Here is a 20,091-nt window from a genome sequence, read left to right on the forward strand (position 1 = left end):
CGCAACACCACAACACCTGACATAATAGCCGCAACCAAAACAAACCAAAGAGCAGCTCCCGCCAATGGCAAACGACCTTCTCAGCACGCCCGCCGACGAAATCTATGACGCCTCCTCAATCGAAGTGCTGGAAGGGCTGGAACCGGTTCGCCAGCGCCCCGGCATGTATATCGGCGGCACGGATGAGCGCGCACTGCACCATATGGTGGCAGAAATCCTCGACAACTCGATGGACGAAGCGGTCGCGGGTCATGCCAACCGCATCGAAGTCACCCTGCATGCGGATCATTCGGTCACCATTTCCGACAATGGCCGCGGCATTCCAATTGATCCGCACCCCAAGTTCCCGGATAAATCCGCGCTGGAAGTGATCCTGTGCACCCTGCACGCGGGGGGGAAATTCTCTGGCAAGGCCTATCAGACTTCCGGCGGTCTGCACGGGGTTGGCTCTTCGGTGGTGAACGCCCTGTCAGATAGTCTGGTGGTTCAGGTCGCCAAGAACAAAGAACTGTTTGAACAACGGTTTTCCCGTGGCCTGCCTCTGGGTCCGGTTGAAAAGGTCGGCGCAGCGCCCAACAAACGCGGCACCTTTGTCACCTTTCATGCGGATGAGCAGATCTTTGGCTCACATCGGTTCAAGCCCAAGCGCCTGTTCACCCTGGTGCGCTCCAAGGCCTATCTGTTCTCGGGCGTGGAGATCCGCTGGAAATCAGAGATAGACGACAAGGAAACCCCGGTCGAGGCCACCTTCCACTTCCCCGGCGGGCTCAAGGATTATCTGACAGAGGTGCTGGGCAAGGCCTCGGTCTATGCAGATGCGCCCTTTGCCGGCAAGGTGGAGTTCCGCGAGAAATTTGGCGAGCCGGGCTATGTGGAATGGGCGATCAACTGGACGCCCTCACGCGATGGTTTCACCCAAAGCTACTGTAACACCGTCCCCACGCCCGAGGGTGGCACCCATGTGGCGGGCTTCTGGGCTGCCATTTTGAAAGGTATCAAGGCCTATGGTGAGCTGGTCGGCAACAAGAAGGCTGCCAGCATTACCCGCGACGACCTGATGGCGGGGGGCTGTGGGTTGGTGTCTTGTTTCATCGCTGACCCTGCCTTTGTTGGCCAGACCAAGGATCGTTTGTCGACCGAGAGCGCTGCCAAGATGGTGGAAAACTCGGTCCGCGACCATTTTGACAACTGGCTGGCGGCAGATACCAAATCTGCTGGCGCCATCCTCGATTTTCTGGTGCTGCGCGCCGAGGAACGCCTGCGCCGCAAGCAGGAGAAAGAGACCCAGCGTAAATCGGCCACCAAGAAACTGCGCCTGCCGGGCAAGCTGACGGATTGCACCTCCAAGGACCGCGTGGGTACAGAGCTGTTCATCGTCGAGGGCGACTCTGCGGGGGGCTCTGGCAAGGGCGCGCGCAACCGGGTCAATCAAGCGCTGCTGCCGCTGAAGGGCAAGATCCTCAACGTATTGGGCGCGGCCTCCAACAAGCTGGGCTCAAACGCCGAGATCAATGATCTCTGCGAGGCTTTGGGTGTTGGATTGGGCAGCAAATTTGTGCTGGATGATCTGCGCTATGACAAAATCATCATCATGACTGATGCGGATGTTGACGGTGCCCATATTGCCTCCCTCCTGATGACGTTCTTTTTCACCCAGATGCGGCCCTTGATTGATGGCGGTCATCTGTACCTCGCCTGCCCGCCGCTGTTCCGACTGACCCAAGGCGCCAAGCGCGTCTATTGCCTGGACGAAGCCGAGCGCGATCTGTGGCTGGAAAAGGGTCTGGGCGGTAAGGGCAAGATCGACGTGAGCCGTTTTAAAGGCCTGGGCGAGATGGACGCCAAGGACCTGAAAGAGACCACCATGGACCCCAGCACGCGGAAACTGATCCGGGTGACCATAGATGAGGACGAACCCGGCGAAACCGGTGATCTGGTCGAACGCCTGATGGGCAAAAAACCCGAGCTGCGCTATCAGTATATTCAGGAGAACGCCAGGTTTGTGGAGGAGCTGGACGTTTAGGAGTTAAAAGAGATTGCCCAGGCTTTATTATTTTACAGGTTCCAAATTCGCTCTCGAAAACCTTCGAGAGCGCCACATAAAAATCTCGTTTGCTGATAAAGTTAATGATATCTTCGAGCTGACACCATTTGACTTCGGAGATGATGCCACTGGACGTACACTACGACGAGAGTGGAAAAGACAAATAAAAGCACATGCGAAGCAACAAGGCTTTGTATGCTTTTCGCACGACTGGCGCTGTCCGGCTATGTGGGGCCATTATTCAGAAAACCATTATGGAGTATGCTACGGATTTGACGTCGAACCGCAAAAAAGTGAAGCGCTACTGAAAATTCGCTACGTTAACAAACTTAAGCCTTTCAACCGAACTGCTCTTCGTAATCAGCTAGCGCTAAATGCAGAACTTGAATTTGCAAAGAGCACTAAGAGTACTGTCTGGGGTTATGAACGGGAGTGGCGTGTATACTGCTCCCTAACTCAAGACGAAATCGCCTCAAAAGAAAACGGGGAAAAAGACTTCTTTCTTCCATTTGGTGACGAACTTCAGCTTAAGGAAGTGATTATCGGCGCCAAATCCAGAGTATCTTCTTCTGATATCAAATCGACCTTAAATACTAACGACGATGTTGTTGTTCGAACTGCGCGAGCTTCGTTTCGCGAATACAAAATCGTTGAGCAGAACCTTGAACAGATGAAGAAATAGACATGCTTCACCGTACGCCTCCCCCAACACAAGGCCCGCGCCTGACCTTGGGGAGGCGTGAAGCGCCTTCGTCATGCTGAAAGCATGCCTCCGGCATGACGGGAAGGTCAGGCGCGGGCCGTGCCGCTACGCGCCACGCCCCAGGGAATTCCTGCAAGCGCTGCACGTAGACTTGCACGGTTGGGGCGCAGGGCTCCGCCCCTTTGAACCTCAAACAGTGCCCCGCACTGTTTGCCGCTATGCGGACCGGTTCCAACTCCCGGGGGGAAGGTCAGGCGCGGGCGTGACGGCCCAGAGAAACATCTCACAACTGCCATCTTCCAAAGCTGCGGACACCAACTAAGGGCTCCGCCAAGCCAGGCTACTGGTAGCTGCCGCGGGCCGGGTCGAACCGCAGCACGGTTTCGCGGCCGCAGACCAGATCGGGCATGCCAGCGGTGCGGCTTGAGAGGATGCCAAGGCGCACACAGCCGGTACTGAGTGTGATCTTGCGCCCCGTCGCCATCTGGATCTCGCAATTTATCACTCCCCAGCGCTCCCACCAGCTGCAGTGCAACAGATCCAGGCTGCCGGAGCCATCCAGATCATACTGCATCTTCAGTGGGTAGCGTTTGTCAAAACCGGGGCGGTCATAGTCCTGCACCGAAAGCTGCGCCAGCGCCGGTAGCATCTGATCCAGCACCCGGCTCTCGACCAGTTGCAGGGCGCTGCCGGTAAAGGCGAAGGCTGCAAAACGCCCGTTCAGATCGGTCTGACCAACACCGGCCTCGGTTGTCTCGATCAAAAAGCGATAACCCTGGGGGGTTTGCTGTACCTCGGGATCGCCCCAGGCGTAGAACTCCGGATGGGTGACGTTGACAAAGCGACCGCCCTGCAAAGACAGCACCGCGTAGCTGGGCGCGCAGCAATTGCCGCCGCCGCTCCAGCTGTGCAACAGATCCACCTGACCGTCGCCATCAAAATCCGCCTCCAGGATTTTGTTGGAGATCCCGGTCTCCGGCACCAGAGCCTGAACCAGCGCGCCATTCACATAGGCAATGATCTCCTGCTCATACATCCCGCCGCGCACCTCGTAGGTGATCGGCTGCGCCACTGCCGCCCCAGCGAAGCTTGCCACAAGGACCACACATCCAACCACAAAACGCATCATGATGTTTTCTCCGGTAACGTCATTCCACCACGGGCCCATAGAAGCAGACTCGCGTTGCAAACAGTTTAAGCAGATCTGTAGTAAACGGTCACATTTGCTTTAGCCCTGTTGCAAGCCCGCCGTCGTAGTCTTTCTATTGACAAAACGCACGCCCCGCCGCCCCCCGCCGCCGCCAGGAGCCCCTATGATCTTTGTCGCCGAAAACCAGCTGTTGCTGATCCTCATCTGTTTTGGCCTGGGCGCCATCGGCACCGGCTTTTTGCTGCGCAAGCCAGAGGGCCACCAAGCCTGGAAATATGCCGATCTGGTCTGGGTCTTGCTGGGCGGCATTGGCGCGCTGGCGGCGGTAATCGCCGGGATCTACAAATCCGACAGCAGCCAACTGGAGCGCCAGATTGATCTTGCCTATGCCGCCACCGCAGCCTTTGACCGCGATGCGGCCCGGTTTCGCCTGCGGTTTTGCGACCCAACCGATGACGCTGATATTGCGGTGCTCTGTGACAAGATCGAATTTCTGTCGGCCTCGACTGCGGGCAATGCAGAGCTGCCCCTGTTCATCGCCGTAACGGATGAGGTCGCACCGCTGCAGGGCATCGCCTTTCTTGCCGGATCCGGCACCACAGCACAGGAGATAACGGCCAAGGCCGCCAGCGCCGATGCTTTTGACCCGGAGAGCTTTCTGGTTTTTTCCTCGCTGGATCAGCCAACCCAGGCATCGGTGGAAAACCTGCGCCGCCGAGAGCCAACCATTGCTGCTGACTTTGTTATATTGGCGCGGGCCTATGACGATTTGATCGCCCATATCCAACGGCTCAAACAGGAATGGGATTATCTGCAGGACAATGCCCATATCCTGGTGTTGCAACTCTTTGCGCTTTGTCTGGTCGGATTTGCGGCGCCGTTTCGTTTGGGCAAATCTGTGGTGGAGTTGCGCCAACCAGACCGCTACGCTCCCTCCAGACAGAGCAGCAAAAGAGGCCGAGATGAACTCCACACCAGCGATGAGCGTCAAAGACGCCCAGGCCCTATTGGATGAGAATTTTGCCGAATGGGTCCGAGCCCTGGATCTGACGGTGACCGCGTTTTCTCCCGCAGCAGCGGTCTTGCATATGCCGCTCGCCCCCCATCTGGCGCGAGTGGGTGGCATTGTGTCGGGGCAGGCCCTGGCGGCGCTGGCGGATACGGCCATGGTTCTGGCCGCCGTTGCCCATGCCGGCGAGATGCGGATGTTTGCCACCACCGATCTGCACACGCAGTTTTTGCGCCCCGGCGTTGGCACTGCCATCCTGTGCCGTGCCGAAGTGGTGCGCGCAGGCAAGGCGCTGGTCTTTGCCCGCGCCGAAATGCACGAGGAAACCAGCGGCAAATTGATCTCTACCGCTACTGCAACTTTTTACGCCCCCTGATAGATCGGACAACAGCAGCTTGCGCAGTTTTGAACAGATCTTTGACATTTCAGCTGACCGTCACGGCGGCGCCCAGGCGCTGGAAGCAAAGCTTCTGCGCCCGGACCCTGATGTTGCGACCCTGGCAGAGGATCGCTGGCTCTCCCTAATGACCAGATGCGTCTTTCAGGTCGGGTTCAGCTGGAAGGTGATCGAGACAAAATGGCCCGGATTTGAGGCCGCTTTTGATCAGTTTGATGTGGTCAAGAACGCCTTTATGGATGATGGAAAACTTGATGCGCTGCTGCGCGACCGCCAAATTGTCCGCAATGGTGCCAAGATCCAAACTGTGCGCGACAACGCCGTCTTCCTGATGGAGCTGCGCCAGGAGGGTGGCGCCGCCAAGGTGTTTACCGACTGGCCAACACCGGATTTCGTCGGGCTGCTGGAGATGCTGAAAAAGCGCGGCAGCCGCTTGGGTGGCAACAGCGGCCAGATGGTGATGCGCTTTGCCGGGCGGGATGGCTTTGTCCTGTCCAAGGATGTTACCGGGCGGTTGATCGCCGAAGGGGTGATCGACAAGCCCGCCACCTCTAAAACCGCTCTGCGCCAGGTTCAGGCGGCTTTTAACAGCTGGCAAGAGCAATCGGGCCGATCCTTGATGGAAATAAGCCGGGTTCTGGCTTTGAGCTGCGGCTAAGGGTACAGCTAGAGAAACGGGGCACATTTATGCGCAAGATCAGCAAATGCAGCCATGGCCTGCAGCACACCACCAGAGGCGTCCTATGATCCTGCGGCTTGTTCTGATCTGCTCTGTGCTTGCCGCCTGCGGTCGGCCACTCAGCGAGGCAGAGCTGAGTTTTCTATCCGATATTCACGGCGACAGCCTCAATACCAACCAGGTGCATCTGGTACGTGGCGCGCCAGTGGCCGCTGTTACATTTCGGCGCAAACCCCGCCCCCGCGTCACCTGCCGCGAACGTATCCTACCGCCGGTCAAGGAAGAAAAGATTGTCACCTCCTCGCCAGCAGCCGTCACCCTGTTCAACCGGATCTTTTTTGTCAAAGACTGGTACACCGAAGACTATATGCCGGCCTATCCAGATCGGCTGTATCTGGTGGAGGCCATGTTGCTAGCCCATGAGATGACCCATGTCTGGCAGTGGCAGAACCGCCGTGTCACTGGCTACCACCCCTTGCGGGCAGCGGCCGAACACAGTGCCAGCCCAGATCCCTACCTGTTTGCGCTTGATAGCAGTCCTGACTTCCTCAGCTATGGCTATGAACAGCAGGGCGCCATTGTCGAAGAATACGTCTGTTGCCGCGCCTTGGCACCGCAGGCTGCCCGCAGTAAGCGCCTGCATAAGATGCTCAAGGCGGTGATGCCGGTGACGGACCTGCCACAGGCCCGGCAAAGCGATGTCTATCTGCCCTGGAAAGACGCCGACCTCACGGGAATTTGCACCTGACACGCCAGGTCGTGTATCAGGCCCTGCCCTGCACTACACGGCACAGCTGCGGCGGGATCAGCGCTGGATATCTTCCAGATAGGCCAGCAACGCCGCCAGCGGGCGCGGTGTCGGGGTAAAGACGTCATCCACAGCGACCGGAACCAGATCTCCTTCGAGCAGGGCACCAAATTCCGGCATTGTCTCTGCCCCCACGCGACCACGGCCATATCCGTCAATCTGCGACAGTACAGCGGCGCGCGGGAAAACACCGCGGTTGCGTGTTGCAATATGCCGCAAGTCAGGGGCACCCACGGATAGCTCTCGTGTGGCCAGATCAGCATCTACACCATGGCAGGCAGAGCAGTTCTGATTGAACAGCGCCGCGCCTTCGGCTGGCTCTGGCATATCCACCTCCCCAGGGGCGCAGTTTGATAGACCAAAAGACAAAGCGATCAGGCTTAACACCACAACTGGGGATTTCATCAACATGCTTCCTTATTCTTGCGCAGCGACAGTATAATTCCACGCTGTTGAAACGGCCACCTAGGCACCAGATCAGAGCAAAAATTGTCTGCCATGGGCTGCATTTAAGCATCATTTCACCACAGTGACGATAATAATGCACAGGGGATGTCACAGGAACATGGCTTAGTCCCTGTCGGCGGTGGCCGCTTCTCGCTCACACAGCAGCCTGCCCCCCGCAAAAGGCGCGAGAGGAGGAGCCACCAGAGCAGAAACCCATGCGACGCTATACGTTTTTCATGCTGGGCATCTCGGTTCTAGCGACTGTGAATGGGGCACTCGGCCAACCAGTTCCACCGCCCGCCTAAAGATCTACCAGCCTGCCCTGCTCCAGCTTGACCCGGCGGTCCATCCGCGCGGCCAGTTCGGGATTATGGGTGGCCACCAGCGCCGACAGGCCAGTGCCAGCCACCAAATCCATCAGCGCGGCAAAGACCTGATCTGAAGTGCCGGGATCCAGGTTTCCGGTGGGTTCATCCGCCAACAACACGCGGGGGCTATTGGCCAGCGCCCGACAAAAGGCCACCCGCTGCTGTTCGCCCCCCGACAGCGCCGCAGGCCGGTGCTGGGCGCGGGCTGACAGCCCAACCAGAGCCAAGAGCTCATCAGCCCGGGCCTCGGCGGCGCGCTGTGCAATCCCATTGGCCAGCTGCGGCAGGACAATGTTCTCCTGCGCGGTGAATTCCGGCAGCAGGTGGTGGAACTGATAGACAAAGCCCAGTTCCTGGCGACGCAGGCTGGTGCGCATGCTGTCACCCTTGCCGCTGATGTCCTGTCCGGCCACCGTGACGCTGCCACTGTCAGGCACGTCCAACAGGCCCGCGATATGCAACAGGGTGGATTTGCCTGCGCCCGAGGGCGCCACCAGTGCCACCATCTCCCCCGCGTTCAAGGTCAAATCAACACCGCGCAGCACGTCAATCTGGTTGGCCGCGCCCTGATTATAGGACTTGGTCACGGCTTTTAGCTCTAAAACGGCATCACTCATAGCGCAGCGCCTCCACCGGGTTCAGCCGGGCGGCACGCCGGGCGGGAAAGATTGTCACCACAAAGGACAGCCCCAGCGACAGCCCCACCGCAGACAGCACATCGGGCAGGTTCAGCTCGGCCGGCAGCGCATAGATGCCGCGGATAGAGGGATCCCAGACGCCGCCGCCCACCACAAAGTTCACAAAAGAGAAAATCGGGTCGATATAGCTGGCAAACAGACAGCCCAGAATGACACCAAACAGCGTCCCCAGCACCCCGGTAAAGGCACCACAGATAAAAAACACCCGCATTACCGACCCCTCGCTGAGCCCGATAGTGCGCAAGATACCAATGTCGCGGCCTTTGTTTTTGACCAACATGATCAGGCCCGAGACGATATTCATCGTCGCAATCAGCACCAGGATCGACAGGATGATGAACATCACATTGTCCTCGACCTCCAGCGCCCGCAGGAAACCACCAGAGGCATCGCGCCAGGTCCAGACCCCAACCGCGCCATCCGCCGCCCGCAACAGGGGCAGGACCTTCAGGTCCACCGCTTCCGGGTCGGTGATCATCACCTCGATCTCATCCGCCACACCTTCACGGTTGAAAAAGCTCTGCGCCTCGGCAAAGGGCATATAAAGCCGGGTGCGATCAATGTCATAGCGCCCGGCAGTAAAAATGTAGACCACCTCGTAAGCCTTGACCCTTGGACTGGTGCCAAAGGGGGTTTTGACCCCATTGGGCGAGATCAGCTTGATACGATCCCCGGGGCTGACCCCAAGTTCGCGCGCCACGCCAGAGCCGATGGCGACCCCGTCCTCAAACCGATCCAGATCGCCCATGGCGCCATCGCTTTGGGCAACGCCGGGGATGGTCAGGATGCCGGGTTTGGAGATGCCAAAGACCTCAACCCCGGCGTTGCGCTGGCGCGCATTGGCCATGACCTGCCCCTTGATCAGCGGCGCTGCGCGGATCACGCCGGGCACCGTGGCCACCCGTGCCGCCATGGCGTCAAAATCCGTGATGCTGCGCTCCATCTGGCCAGCCGCGTTGAGCGCGCCGTGGGAATAGAGCGTCACATGGGCGTTTGCGCCCAGGATGGTGCCCACAAATTCCGAGCGAAACCCAGAACGCACCGCCAGAGTCGCGATAAGGGCAAAAACCGCCAGGGTAATGCCAATGAGGCTGATCCAGGTCATCACTGAAACGCCGCCCTCTGCCCGGCGCGCCCGCAGGTACCGCCAGGCAATCATCCATTCAAATCGCGCAAAAGGCGGGGGGGTGCTGGCCATGCTGGCTCCTGCTCGCAGTTTTTCGCCAAACTGGGCTTTCCTGGGCGCAGGGTCAAGCCACCGTGCACCACACTCAGCGCATATCCACCGCCCCCACTGGGCTAGTTCACCGAATGTAGAAAATGGGAGACACCGCTTGCCTAAAACCTGGGGGCATAGTGCGAAATCGGCAGAACGCTGGGTCACTGCCGATTTGACCCAAAGTAAAACCTATCGTGCCGGGGCTCAGTGCTGTTTGATGCTGACAAAAGATACAGTTCGCCTGTCAAGGGCGGCGCAAAATTGGTCCATTAGGGCGGCGTAAAAGTAGGCCAGTTTGGATTGAGCCGTTTGTTTGATTTTAGAGGCGCCCGGGGACCTGCGGCTCCTCACATAGCAAGCGGGTTCCCGGGCGCATTGCCCCGTGAGGGGCAATTCCTGATCAGTTGTTCTGGGTTGTTTTTCGGCTCTGTGCGAGGCGGTAGCTTTCACCGTTCATCTCGAGAATGGAGACATGATGGGTGAGCCGATCAAGAAGTGCGCCGGTGAGACGTTCTGATCCGAGCGTTTCAGTCCATTCCTCGAAGGGGAGGTTGCTGGTGATCAATGTCGAGGCGCGTTCGTATCTCTGCGAGATCAGTTCGAAGAGGAGTTCTGCGCCGGTTTTGCTCAATGGCACGAAGCCTAATTCATCAATGATCAGCAGCTTGGGTGCCAGCATCTGCTTTTGCAGGCGCAGGAGCCGTTTCTCGTCACTGGCCTCAATCAGCTCATGGACAAGAGCCGCCGCGGTGGTGAAGCGAACCGGTATCCCTTTCTGACAAGCGGCCAGTCCAAGGCCAAGAGCGACATGCGTTTTGCCCGTGCCACTTGGCCCCAGAGCGATCACGTTCTCGCGCCGCTCGATCCATCCGCAACGGGCGAGGTCCAACACCCTGGCTTTGTTCAGGGCGGGGATTGCCTGGAAGTCGAAACTGTCCAGACTTTTGGGCGCCGGGAACTTCGCCGCCTTGACCCGTCGCTCCACCATACGCCGCTCCCGATCGATGAGTTCCAATTCGATCAATCTGTGGAGGAACTGGATGTGATCCTTCCCCTCGGCGGCGCACTGTCGCGCCTGCTTCTCGTATTCGCGCAATACGGTGGGCAGTTTGAGCTTCTTGAGGTGATGGGCCAGCAGAAGGTCCGGGACTTCCGTCATGCGGCTCCCTCCGACAGGAGCGCCATGTAACTCGCGGCTTTTGTCGTCTGAACCGCAGTCCGGGGAAGATAGGGGTAGAGGGACAGATCGAGCCGAGCGGGGCGGCGCTCCACTTGGCACAGGACCAGATGCTTGATCGCATCAAAGGCGATCGCCCGCTTTTGCAACGCCACCCGCACCGCCGCGCACAAAGTCGGCAGATCAAAGCTTTCCAGGAGCCGAAGCACCTGAATGAACTCTCGGCGCCCTTGGCGGGCATGTCTCGCTTCCATTAGGCGACGCAGGGTTTGCAGCTCGTCGGGCATCTCCCAATCGACCAAAGGGGCGGCTTGGTCCAAGGCCCCGGGCTTCGTCTCCAGAAGGGCAAAGTAATGCACAGGGTCGAAGATCATTTGTTCGCGCTCGTAGCAGCGGGCGTGACGGGCGATGACCCCACCACCACAGCCGATTTCGACCACATCCACAAACGCACGGATCGTCACCTCCCGTAAGCCATAGGTGCTGGGAACCGAGTAATCATTGGATTTGTAGCGCACCAGAGATTGGGAGCTGACCCGGCCCGTTGCCTTGTGGCAGGCTTGGTAAGGCATTGCAGGGAGTGGCGACATGGCAGCCAGATCCCGCTTCAGCCGTTCCCCGATCGTCTCCCGGTGCCCATGCAAGACAGCCGACTGCCGTGTCAGACATTGTTCTTCGAGCCAGACATTGAAGCTGTCCAGATCAGGGAATTCCGGCAGCGGCACCATCAGGTTGCGCCGGGACCAGCCCACCAGACCTTCGACATTGCCTTTATCGTTCCCCTTGCCCGGGCGGCCGTAGCGATCATCAAAAAGGTAGTGTGACAACATCTCCGTGAACATCTGCGTCCGCCGACGCCGCCCTCCGGCTTCGATCTTCGCAACAAGGCAGCTGTCATTGTCATAGACCACCGAGAGCGGCACGCGCCCGAAGAACTCAAAGGCGTGAACATGCCCGTCCATCCAGGCTTCTGTTGTCGCCGCATGATAGGCCCGCACATAGCATGCATCGCTGTAGGGCAGGTCAAAGGCAAAAAAGTGGATCTTCTGTTCCACGCCCCCCAGGATGACAACGGCCTCACCGAAATCGGCCTGCCCGTGACCCGGAGGATGGGCGAGTGGAATGAACATCTCCCGCGCTTTTTGACGATGCCCCCGAACATAGTCCTTCACGGTCGTATGGTAATCCCCCCTAAAAATAGTGGTGTTCCAAAGTAGAATTTTCTCGGCAAGATATCTGAGGAGATTTATGATGAAGAATGGACGATTTAGCGACGCGCAAATCATGGCAGTGTTGAAGCAGGCGGAGGGCGGTGTGCCGGTCTCTGAGCTTTGCCGCGAGCACGGAATGAGCAGCGCGAGTTTTTACAAATGGCGGGCCAAGTTTGGCGGCATGGACGCGTCCTTGATTTCCGAGATGAAGGATATGGCGGAAGAGAACCGTCGTCTGAAGCGCATGTATGCCGAGATGAGCATGCAAAACGACCTGCTGAAAGAAGCGCTTGGAAAAAAGCGTTAAGGCCGTCTCATCGGCGAGAGATGGCCATGAATGCAGTTGCGCAATATGGGGTCAGCATAGCTCTGGCCTGCCGTGCGTTCGAGATCAGCGAGACCTGCTATAGATACAGCCCTGTGCTGAGCGATGACAACGAAGAGATCGCAGATTGGCTTGAACGCTTGACGGCTAACAAGCGGACCTGGGGCTTCGGCCTGTGCTTTTTGTATCTGCGCAACGTGCAGGGCTATGGCTGGAACCATAAACGTGTCTACCGGGTCTACTGTGAGCTGGCGTTGAACCTGCGTATCAAGCCGAAGAAACGCTTGAAGCGGGACAAGCCGGAACCACTGGCTGTGCCTGAAAGACCAAATGAAACTTGGTCCATGGACTTCATGGCGGATCAGCTGGCGGATGGCCGGTCGATCAGGGCATTAAACGTCTTGGATGACTTCAATCGCGAAGGACTGGCTATTGAGGTCGACTTCTCGCTGCCTGCTGAACGTGTCGTGCGTGCGCTGAACCAGATCATTGAGTGGCGCGGAAAGCCCCAAGCTATTCGTGTGGACAACGGCCCAGAATACGTCAGCGGGAAGCTCATGGAATGGGCTGAGAAACGCAATGTGCGGCTCGAATATATCCAGCCCGGTAAGCCCCAACAGAATGCCTATATCGAGCGCTACAACCGCACCGTTCGTGGCGAATGGCTGGGGCAATACATCTTCGAAACCATCGAGGAGGCACAGGACCAGGCAACACAATGGCTCTGGACTTACAACAACGAGCGACCCAACATGGGCATCGGCGGCATGACACCCGCCATGAAACTGAAAACGGCTGCGTGAATTCTACGGCTGGACCCAATTAAAAATGGGGGGATTACCGTATAACCGCCGGTAAAGCCTTCTTCCTCACGGAGCCGTTCAAAGATCCGCTTCGCCGTATGGCGTTGCTTCTTCGGACGGTTCTGATCCTCCAGAAGCCATTGGTCAATTGTATCGGTGAAGGCTTCCAACTTCGGGCGCCGAACTTTCTGGCTCCGGCGGTAACCAGGGGGAGACGAATACGCGCACATCTTGTCGACCGTTCCACGGGCAAGGCCAAAATCACGGGCGATCGAACGTTTGCTGCGCCCCTCATCGAAATGCGCGCGGCGCACGGCTAAATATACTTCCACGGTGAAAATCCTCCGGCCCTCCCTGCAAAGACAGTGAGAGCAAAAGTGGACGACTTTTGCGCCGCCCGCCCCGGCAAAATACCGGCGCTACCGTGGCCTAATTTGCAACCGCCCTATACATCCCGCTACATACATACACCGCTACACGTAGCCCCTAATCGAGCCCCACACTCTTAGCCAGGCCAGGTTAGCAAATTTGCAAAAATTGAAAAAAACTGCCCGAAAGTCCGCAATACTTATGGATTTGCAAAAATTTGCAGGGTCTTTCCGGCCATAGTGCAAATTTTTGCGCGGCGCTGTGACGCAAGGTTATGATGATTGCTTGCTCAGAAGCCACGCTTACGCATAACTCGTTTGAGAACAAAACGCGTGGAGGACGCCGATGTCTTACAAAGAGATATATGCCAACTGGAAAGCCGATCCTGAAGCCTTTTGGATGCAGGCCGCCGAGGCAATTGATTGGGTGGAGGCCCCAACCAAAGCGCTGACCGATAAAGGTGAGGGGCTTTATGAATGGTTCGCGGATGCCCGCGTCAACACCTGCTACAATGCGGTGGATCGCCATGTCGAGGCCGGCAGAGGGGAGCAGACAGCGATCATCTATGACAGCCCCATCACCCACACCAAGCGCGAAATCTCTTATGTGGAGCTGCGCAACCGCGTAGCCACTCTGGCAGGCGCCCTGCGGGCCAAGGGCATCGAGAAGGGTGATCGCGTCATTATCTATATGCCGATGATCCCCGAGGCGCTGGAGGCCATGCTGGCCTGCGCCCGTATTGGCGCAGTGCATTCGGTTGTCTTTGGGGGCTTTGCCGCCAATGAGCTGGCGGTCCGCATTGATGACGCCACCCCCAAGGCCATCATCGCCGCCTCCTGCGGGTTGGAGCCTGGCCGGGTGGTGCATTATAAACCGCTGCTGGACGGGGCTATAGATCTGGCCTCGCACAAGCCTGATTTCTGCGTTATTTTGCAGCGCGAACAAGAAGTTGCCGAGCTCGTCGAGGGCCGGGATGTCAACTGGCACGGCTTTCAATATGGTGTGGAACCGGCCGACTGTCTGCCAGTGGAGGGCAATCATCCTTCTTATATCCTCTACACCTCGGGCACCACGGGCCAGCCCAAGGGGGTGATACGTCACACCGCCGGGCAATTGGTGGCGCTGAACTGGTCGATGAAAAACATCTACAACGTTGATCCGGGCGATGTGTTTTGGGCGGCGTCTGATGTGGGCTGGGTCGTCGGACACAGCTATATCTGCTACGCGCCGCTGATCCATGGCAACACCACCATCGTCTTTGAGGGCAAACCCATCGGCACGCCAGATGCGGGCACCTTTTGGCGGGTGATCTCGGAACATAAGGTCAAAAGCTTCTTCACCGCCCCCACCGCATTCCGCGCAGTAAAGCGCGAAGACCCCAAGGGCGAATTTGTCGGCAAATACGACCTCAGCTGCCTGGGCCAGGTCTATCTGGCTGGCGAGCGCGCCGATCCTGATACCATCACCTGGGCGCAGGAAAAGCTGAATGTGCCAATTGTGGACCACTGGTGGCAGACCGAAACCGGCTGGTCGATTGCCGCCAACCCGCTTGGCATTGAAGAACTGCCCACCAAACTTGGCTCCCCTGCGGTGCCAATGCCGGGCTATGAGGTGGATATCCTGGACGAAGGCGGTCATCCCGTTGCTGCCGGAGAGCTGGGGGCCATTGCTATCAAACTGCCCCTGCCCCCTGGCACCTTGCCAACCCTGTGGAACGCCGAAGCGCGCTTTAAGAAAAGCTATCTCACCACCTTCCCCGGGTATTACGAAACAGGCGATGCCGGCATGAAGGACGAGGACGGCTATCTCTATATCATGGCGCGCACGGATGATGTGATCAATGTCGCCGGCCACCGGCTGTCCACTGGTGCCATGGAAGAGGTGCTGGCAGGCCACCCGGATGTGGCGGAATGCGCAGTGATTGGCGTCGCCGACCCGCTGAAAGGCCAGGCACCCTTGGGCTTCCTCTGCCTCAATGCCGGTGTCGGTCGCGACCCCAGCGAAATTGTGGCCGAAGTGGTCAAACTGGTGCGCGAAAAGATCGGGCCGGTGGCCGCCTTCAAGCTGGCCGTTGTGGTCGACCGGCTGCCCAAGACCCGCTCGGGCAAGATCCTGCGGGGCACCATGGTCAATATTGCCGATGGCACCCCCTGGAAGATGCCGGCCACCATTGATGACCCGGCAATTCTGGATGAAATCACCGGTGCCCTACAGGGCCTTGGCTTTGCAAAGGCCTAACAGCTGAGCCTTGTGGTCGAAGGGCAGCCCAACCTTTCGACCACATAACGCACAGCTCTGCCGGTTTCTTGTCCGATGAGCTAAATTCTAGAAAAGGAAACAGAATTTACCTCTGGTTTCCCTTGCAACCGCAAACCACAGCTCTACCCTGCCGCGCAGGAGATGAGCAAAATGAACACAGATGATATTTGGCGCCTGAGCGCCACCGAACTTTCCACCCGAACCCGCGCTGGCGATGTTTCCGCCGAAGCCGCGGTGCAGGCCTCGATTGACCGGATGAATGCGGTGAACCCCGGCCTGAACGCGGTGGTTGAAGACTTGAGCACCGAGGCCCTGACTCGCGCCCGGGAACTCGATAAAGCCCGCACAGCCGGTGCGGCACCGGGGCCGCTTCAGGGGCTGCCTGTCACCATCAAGATCAACGTCGATCAGGAAGGCCATGCCACCTCTAACGGGGTGACAGCCTTGAAAGACCTGATTGCCCCCGGGGATGCGCCCGTGGTCGCGAATCTGGAAAAGGCCGGCGCTGTGGTGATTGGCCGAACCAATACACCCGAGTTCTCCTTTCGCGCCGATACGGACAACCCGCTGTTTGGCCGCACCCATAACCCCTGGGGACGACATATTTCCCCCGGCGGCTCTTCTGGGGGGGCGGGTGCAGCAGTGATGGCAGGCATCGGCTCCCTGGCCCATGGCAACGATATCGGCGGCTCGCTGCGGTTTCCGGCGGCTGCCAATGGTGCGGTGACGGTTAAACCAGGTCTAGGACGTGTGCCCGCCTGGAACCCCAGCCAAAAGGCCGAACGCGGCATGCTGGCGCAGTCCATGTCGGTACAGGGGCTGATTACCCGATCGGCTGCAGATCTGCATCTGGCGATGCCTTCGCTGATTGCGCCAGATCCGCGCGACCCGTTTCATGCCCCCCTCCCCTGGCGTGGCGCGCCTCTGGACGGCCCGATCAAGGTTGCCTTTACCCGCAACACCTTTGGCTATGACCTGCACCCGGAGGTCAATCTGGCGCTGGAGACCGCGCGCGATGCGCTGACAGATTCCGGGTATGTCGTTGAAGAGGTCGAGCCCCCCAATGCCTTTGACGCCGGGCGCACCGGCTATCGTGCGCTGATGGGCGAAGTCTACGCAATGATGAAGCAGGATGTGGACGCCGCCGGATCCGATACCGTGCGACAGATCTTTGAGGTCTATTTCCAGGAGTTCCCGCCCTTTGCCGGTACCGAGCTGTTGCAGATGATGGCCAAGCGCAGCCACTATGCACGCGAATGGTCCCTGTTCATGCAGGACTATCCTCTGGTTCTCACGCCGTTTCTGCCGCAGCCGTTTTTCAAACCCGACCGCGATACTGAAGGTGCGGAAGGCGTGCATGAGGTTCTGGGCTGCGCCGTCTATTCCTATGCAATGAATTATCTCGGCCTGCCTGCGGGCTGCGTCCCTGCACGACTGGCACCACTGGCAAGCGGTCCCCAGCCGATCAATGTGCAGATCGTCGCCCGTCGCTGGCGCGAAGACATGGCGGTGGACGCCTGCATTGCGATCGAGCAGCGCGTTGGAAGGTTCAGTCCACACCTGTGGGATCTCATGGCCTAAACCAAACCCTGCCGCAGCAGGTGTTTTGACCCGAGCCATGCCATCAAACTCCAAGGGAGCGGGCGGTGCATCAGCCGCCCGCTCCCTGTCTGTCTGTGGGTGAATATTGCCAGCGAACTGCAGTGCCGCCGGACGCCTTGCGGACCAGACGCCACAAAAAGAAACCGGGAAATGGATCAGTCCATTCCCGGCACCTTTCATACCATGAAAACTAGCTCACACAGGACGATCATTCGCCAAGGGCCAAAATCGTCTCTGAAAACAAGGGGTAGCTTCAGCAGAATGCACACAACGCCAAAACTGCAGCTACCGTACCGCCAGGATGCCCCAATCAAAGCGGACCAGGCCAGCCTTTTCACAATAACCTGATCGCATTTCGCACAAGATTTCTACAGCTGGGAAATAAAGTCACAGTTATTCGCTTGAAATTTCTTGCCTTTCATAATTCCCAAGGGAGGGCCTCAGGTGAACTGCTCGGAGATGAGGCGCTCCTCCAGGCCATGACCTGGGTCAAACAGAATCTTGTGGCGGATGCTGGGTTCGGTCTGAATTTCGACCCACTGAATATCCGGGCAGGAGATCGAATCCGCATCAGCCATGACCGGGCGCTTGTCTGCTTCCAGCACGTCAAAGCGCACTTTGGCACCGCTGGGCAGCAACGCCCCCTGCCAGCGACGCGGTCGAAAGGCCGCAATTGCTGTCAAGGCCAGCACATCCGAGCCAATCGGCAGGATCGGCCCATGGGCGGAATAGTTATAGGCGGTGGATCCCGCCGGCGTAGAGACCAGCGCCCCGTCACAGACCAGCTCTGCCAGTCTTTGGCGCCCGTCGACCGAAATCTTCAGCCGCGCCGCCTGCGGGCCCGCCCGCAACAGGGAAACCTCATTGATCGCCAAGGCCTTGTGGACGGCCCCATCGCGGTCCATCGCAGTCATCGACAAAGGGTTGATAATTTCTTCCTCTGCCGCCTCAAGCCGGGCAAGCAGACCATCCTCATGGTATTCATTCATCAAAAACCCTACCGTGCCCCGGTTCATACCATAGACGGGCAAGGCCAGATCAACCGCCTCGTGCAGGGTTTTCAGCATAAAGCCGTCCCCGCCAAGCGCCACAATCACATCGGCATTTTCCGGCTGCGCATTGCCGTGCAATTTTACCAGGGTGTCACAGGCCGATTGCGCCACGGGGGCATCACTGGCCAAGAAGGCGATTCTCATTGTCACAAAACCCTGTTTCCGGAGTGAGCCATTTTGTTCCGAAACAAGCACAGCCGAGCCACAAAGACCAGTGTTGCCGCTCTATGTTCGGTTATTGCCGCTTTACAGCCTTTAAGATCTGTGAAGTTTCCGATAGGAAATCTCTCAGATTACCCAATCTTGCCACTTGCTACTTAGCGGAGCCACCATGACAGCGACCACCCGTGATCCCGGATTCTTCACTCAATCCCTCTCTGAGCGTGACCCAGAACTCTTTGGCTCAATCACCGACGAGCTGCACCGCCAGCGCGACGAAATCGAGCTGATTGCCTCCGAGAACATCGTTTCCGCTGCCGTAATGGAAGCGCAGGGCTCTGTGCTCACCAACAAATACGCCGAAGGCTACCCCGGTCGCCGCTATTATGGCGGCTGCCAGCACGTCGACGTTGCGGAAAACCTCGCCATTGACCGGGCCAAGCAGCTGTTTGGCTGTGAGTTTGCCAATGTGCAGCCCAATTCCGGTTCCCAGGCCAACCAGGGTGTGTTCCAGGCGCTGATCCAGCCCGGTGATACCATCCTTGGCATGGATCTGTCTGCTGGTGGTCACCTGACCCATGGCGCACGCCCCAACCAATCGGGCAAATGGTTCAACGCCATTCACTACGGTGTGCGCGAAGGTGACAACCTGATCGACTATGATCAGATCCAGGCGCTGGCAACCGAGCATCAGCCCAAGCTGATCATTGCAGGCGGCTCTGCCATCCCACGTCAGATCGACTTTGCCAAGTTCCGCGAAATTGCTGATTCCGTTGGCGCCTATTTCATGGTCGACATGGCCCATATCGCCGGTCTGATTGCCGCCGGAGAGCACCCCTCGCCCTTCCCGCATGCCCATGTGGCAACCACCACCACCCATAAAACTCTGCGTGGCCCGCGCGGCGGCATGATCGTCACCAATGACGCGGATATCGCCAAAAAGGTCAACTCGGCGATCTTCCCCGGTATCCAGGGTGGCCCATTGATGCATGTGATCGCAGGTAAGGCCGTTGCCTTTGGCGAGGCCCTGCGTCCCGAGTTCAAAGAGTACCAGAAACAGGTTCGCGCCAACGCGGTCGCCCTGGCAGATGAGCTGATCAAAGGCGGGCTGGATATCGTCACCGGCGGCACCGACACCCATGTGATGCTGGTCGATCTGCGCCCCAAAGGCGTGACCGGCAACATCGTCGACAAGGCCCTGGGCCGCGCCCATATCACCACCAATAAAAACGGTATCCCCTTTGACCCGGAAAAGCCAATGGTGACCTCTGGTATCCGTCTTGGCACCCCTGCGGGCACCACCCGCGGTTTTGGTGAGGCTGAATTCCGCGAGATCGCTCAGCTGATCGTCGAAGTGGTCGATGGTCTGGCCGCCAATGGCGAAGAAGGCAATGCCGAGGTCGAGGCCACTGTCCGTGGCAAGGTCTCTGCGCTTTGCGCCAAATTCCCGCTCTACCCCAACCTCTAAGGTCGGATAAGCAACGTTATGACAGGGGCGCCGCAATCTTTCAGCGGCGCCTTTTTTCATATCTGCCAAACGTGATCTCGACGCGACCACGACGTTTATAGCGGCGCTTCCACCCAGATACAGAGCACGGCAATATGGGCGTCT

17 protein-coding genes and 1 pseudogene are annotated in these 20,091 nt (G+C 58.4%); 10 read left to right on the forward strand and 8 right to left on the reverse strand.

Annotated features, from left to right (window positions below; all coding sequences use genetic code 11):
* The first annotated feature begins 64 nt into the window (after nt 1-64).
* Together parE and JZI28_RS11895 are read left to right on the forward strand one after the other, a co-directional pair.
* Nucleotides 65-2,023 (forward strand): DNA topoisomerase IV subunit B, encoded by a 1,959-nt coding sequence (gene parE, locus JZI28_RS11890; protein ID WP_375697729.1) that lies wholly within the window; start codon nt 65-67, stop codon nt 2,021-2,023.
* A gap of 13 nt (nt 2,024-2,036) precedes the next feature.
* Nucleotides 2,037-2,726, forward strand: a complete 690-nt coding sequence (locus JZI28_RS11895; protein WP_375697730.1) for a DUF2971 domain-containing protein — start codon at nt 2,037-2,039, stop codon at nt 2,724-2,726.
* Between the two features lie 361 nt (nt 2,727-3,087).
* On the opposite strand, the gene JZI28_RS11900 is transcribed toward JZI28_RS11895, so the two are convergent.
* The gene (locus tag JZI28_RS11900; protein WP_375697731.1) at nt 3,088-3,876 is read right to left on the reverse strand and encodes a hypothetical protein; all 789 of its coding nucleotides are present in this window, start codon (nt 3,874-3,876) and stop codon (nt 3,088-3,090) included.
* Nucleotides 3,877-4,060: 184 nt separating this feature from the next.
* Here JZI28_RS11900 and JZI28_RS11905 point away from each other — a divergent pair, with 184 nt between their 5' ends.
* The 4 genes from JZI28_RS11905 (at nt 4,061) to JZI28_RS11920 (ending at nt 6,730) form a co-directional block, all read left to right on the forward strand.
* Nucleotides 4,061-4,912, forward strand: coding sequence for a hypothetical protein (locus tag JZI28_RS11905; protein ID WP_375697732.1), 852 nt, complete (start codon nt 4,061-4,063; stop codon nt 4,910-4,912).
* Entirely contained in the window at nt 4,860-5,282 is a 423-nt protein-coding gene (locus JZI28_RS11910; protein ID WP_375697733.1) for a PaaI family thioesterase, read from the forward strand. Before JZI28_RS11905 ends, JZI28_RS11910 begins: the two co-directional genes overlap by 53 nt.
* 19 nt (nt 5,283-5,301) lie before the next feature.
* Entirely contained in the window at nt 5,302-5,961 is a 660-nt protein-coding gene (locus JZI28_RS11915; RefSeq protein ID WP_375697734.1) for a DNA-3-methyladenine glycosylase I, read from the forward strand.
* An 85-nt stretch (nt 5,962-6,046) separates the two neighbouring features.
* Nucleotides 6,047-6,730, forward strand: a complete 684-nt coding sequence (locus JZI28_RS11920; RefSeq protein ID WP_375697735.1) for a hypothetical protein — start codon at nt 6,047-6,049, stop codon at nt 6,728-6,730.
* 57 nt (nt 6,731-6,787) lie between these two features.
* Here JZI28_RS11920 and JZI28_RS11925 read toward each other — a convergent pair whose 3' ends face one another.
* The 5 genes and pseudogenes from JZI28_RS11925 to istA all read right to left on the reverse strand — a co-directional run.
* Nucleotides 6,788-7,195 (reverse strand): c-type cytochrome, encoded by a 408-nt coding sequence (locus tag JZI28_RS11925; RefSeq protein ID WP_375697736.1) that lies wholly within the window; start codon nt 7,193-7,195, stop codon nt 6,788-6,790.
* A gap of 343 nt (nt 7,196-7,538) precedes the next feature.
* Nucleotides 7,539-8,222, reverse strand: coding sequence for an ABC transporter ATP-binding protein (locus JZI28_RS11930; protein ID WP_375697737.1), 684 nt, complete (start codon nt 8,220-8,222; stop codon nt 7,539-7,541).
* Nucleotides 8,215-9,501, reverse strand: a complete 1,287-nt coding sequence (locus JZI28_RS11935; protein WP_375697738.1) for a lipoprotein-releasing ABC transporter permease subunit — start codon at nt 9,499-9,501, stop codon at nt 8,215-8,217. Before JZI28_RS11935 ends, JZI28_RS11930 begins: the two co-directional genes overlap by 8 nt.
* A gap of 421 nt (nt 9,502-9,922) precedes the next feature.
* Nucleotides 9,923-10,681: an IS21-like element helper ATPase IstB gene (gene istB / locus JZI28_RS11940; RefSeq protein ID WP_274841184.1), complete on the reverse strand. Its 759-nt coding sequence runs from the start codon at nt 10,679-10,681 to the stop codon at nt 9,923-9,925.
* Nucleotides 10,678-11,895, reverse strand: a pseudogene (gene istA, locus JZI28_RS11945) (IS21 family transposase); the annotation flags it as partial. The gene istB and the pseudogene istA, both read right to left, overlap by 4 nt.
* Before the next feature lie 55 nt (nt 11,896-11,950).
* Here istA and JZI28_RS11950 point away from each other — a divergent pair.
* A protein-coding gene (locus JZI28_RS11950; RefSeq protein WP_375697739.1) for an IS3 family transposase occupies nt 11,951-13,038 on the forward strand; the annotation gives its coding sequence in 2 pieces (ribosomal slippage) (nt 11,951-12,212 and nt 12,212-13,038; 1,089 coding nt in all).
* On the opposite strand, the gene JZI28_RS11955 is transcribed toward JZI28_RS11950, so the two are convergent.
* Entirely contained in the window at nt 12,966-13,370 is a 405-nt protein-coding gene (locus JZI28_RS11955; RefSeq protein ID WP_375697740.1) for a hypothetical protein, read from the reverse strand. The two genes, JZI28_RS11950 and JZI28_RS11955, sit on opposite strands and share 73 nt — an antisense overlap.
* Before the next feature lie 382 nt (nt 13,371-13,752).
* Here JZI28_RS11955 and prpE point away from each other — a divergent pair, with 382 nt between their 5' ends.
* Both prpE and JZI28_RS11965 read left to right on the forward strand, forming a co-directional pair.
* Entirely contained in the window at nt 13,753-15,645 is a 1,893-nt protein-coding gene (prpE, locus tag JZI28_RS11960) for a propionate-CoA ligase PrpE (protein WP_375697741.1), read from the forward strand.
* Between the two features lie 171 nt (nt 15,646-15,816).
* Nucleotides 15,817-17,247: an amidase family protein gene (locus JZI28_RS11965; protein ID WP_375697742.1), complete on the forward strand. Its 1,431-nt coding sequence runs from the start codon at nt 15,817-15,819 to the stop codon at nt 17,245-17,247.
* Nucleotides 17,248-17,708: 461 nt separating this feature from the next.
* Here JZI28_RS11965 and JZI28_RS11970 read toward each other — a convergent pair whose 3' ends face one another.
* Nucleotides 17,709-18,464: an NAD kinase gene (locus JZI28_RS11970; protein ID WP_375697743.1), complete on the reverse strand. Its 756-nt coding sequence runs from the start codon at nt 18,462-18,464 to the stop codon at nt 17,709-17,711.
* 187 nt (nt 18,465-18,651) lie between these two features.
* Between JZI28_RS11970 and glyA the strand changes: the two genes are divergently transcribed.
* Nucleotides 18,652-19,947, forward strand: a complete 1,296-nt coding sequence (gene glyA / locus JZI28_RS11975; RefSeq protein WP_348155840.1) for a serine hydroxymethyltransferase — start codon at nt 18,652-18,654, stop codon at nt 19,945-19,947.
* Nucleotides 19,948-20,091 lie beyond the last annotated feature (144 nt).

Source organism: Pseudophaeobacter sp. TrK17, assembly GCF_042192375.1.
Taxonomy (GTDB): Bacteria; Pseudomonadota; Alphaproteobacteria; order Rhodobacterales; family Rhodobacteraceae; genus Pseudophaeobacter.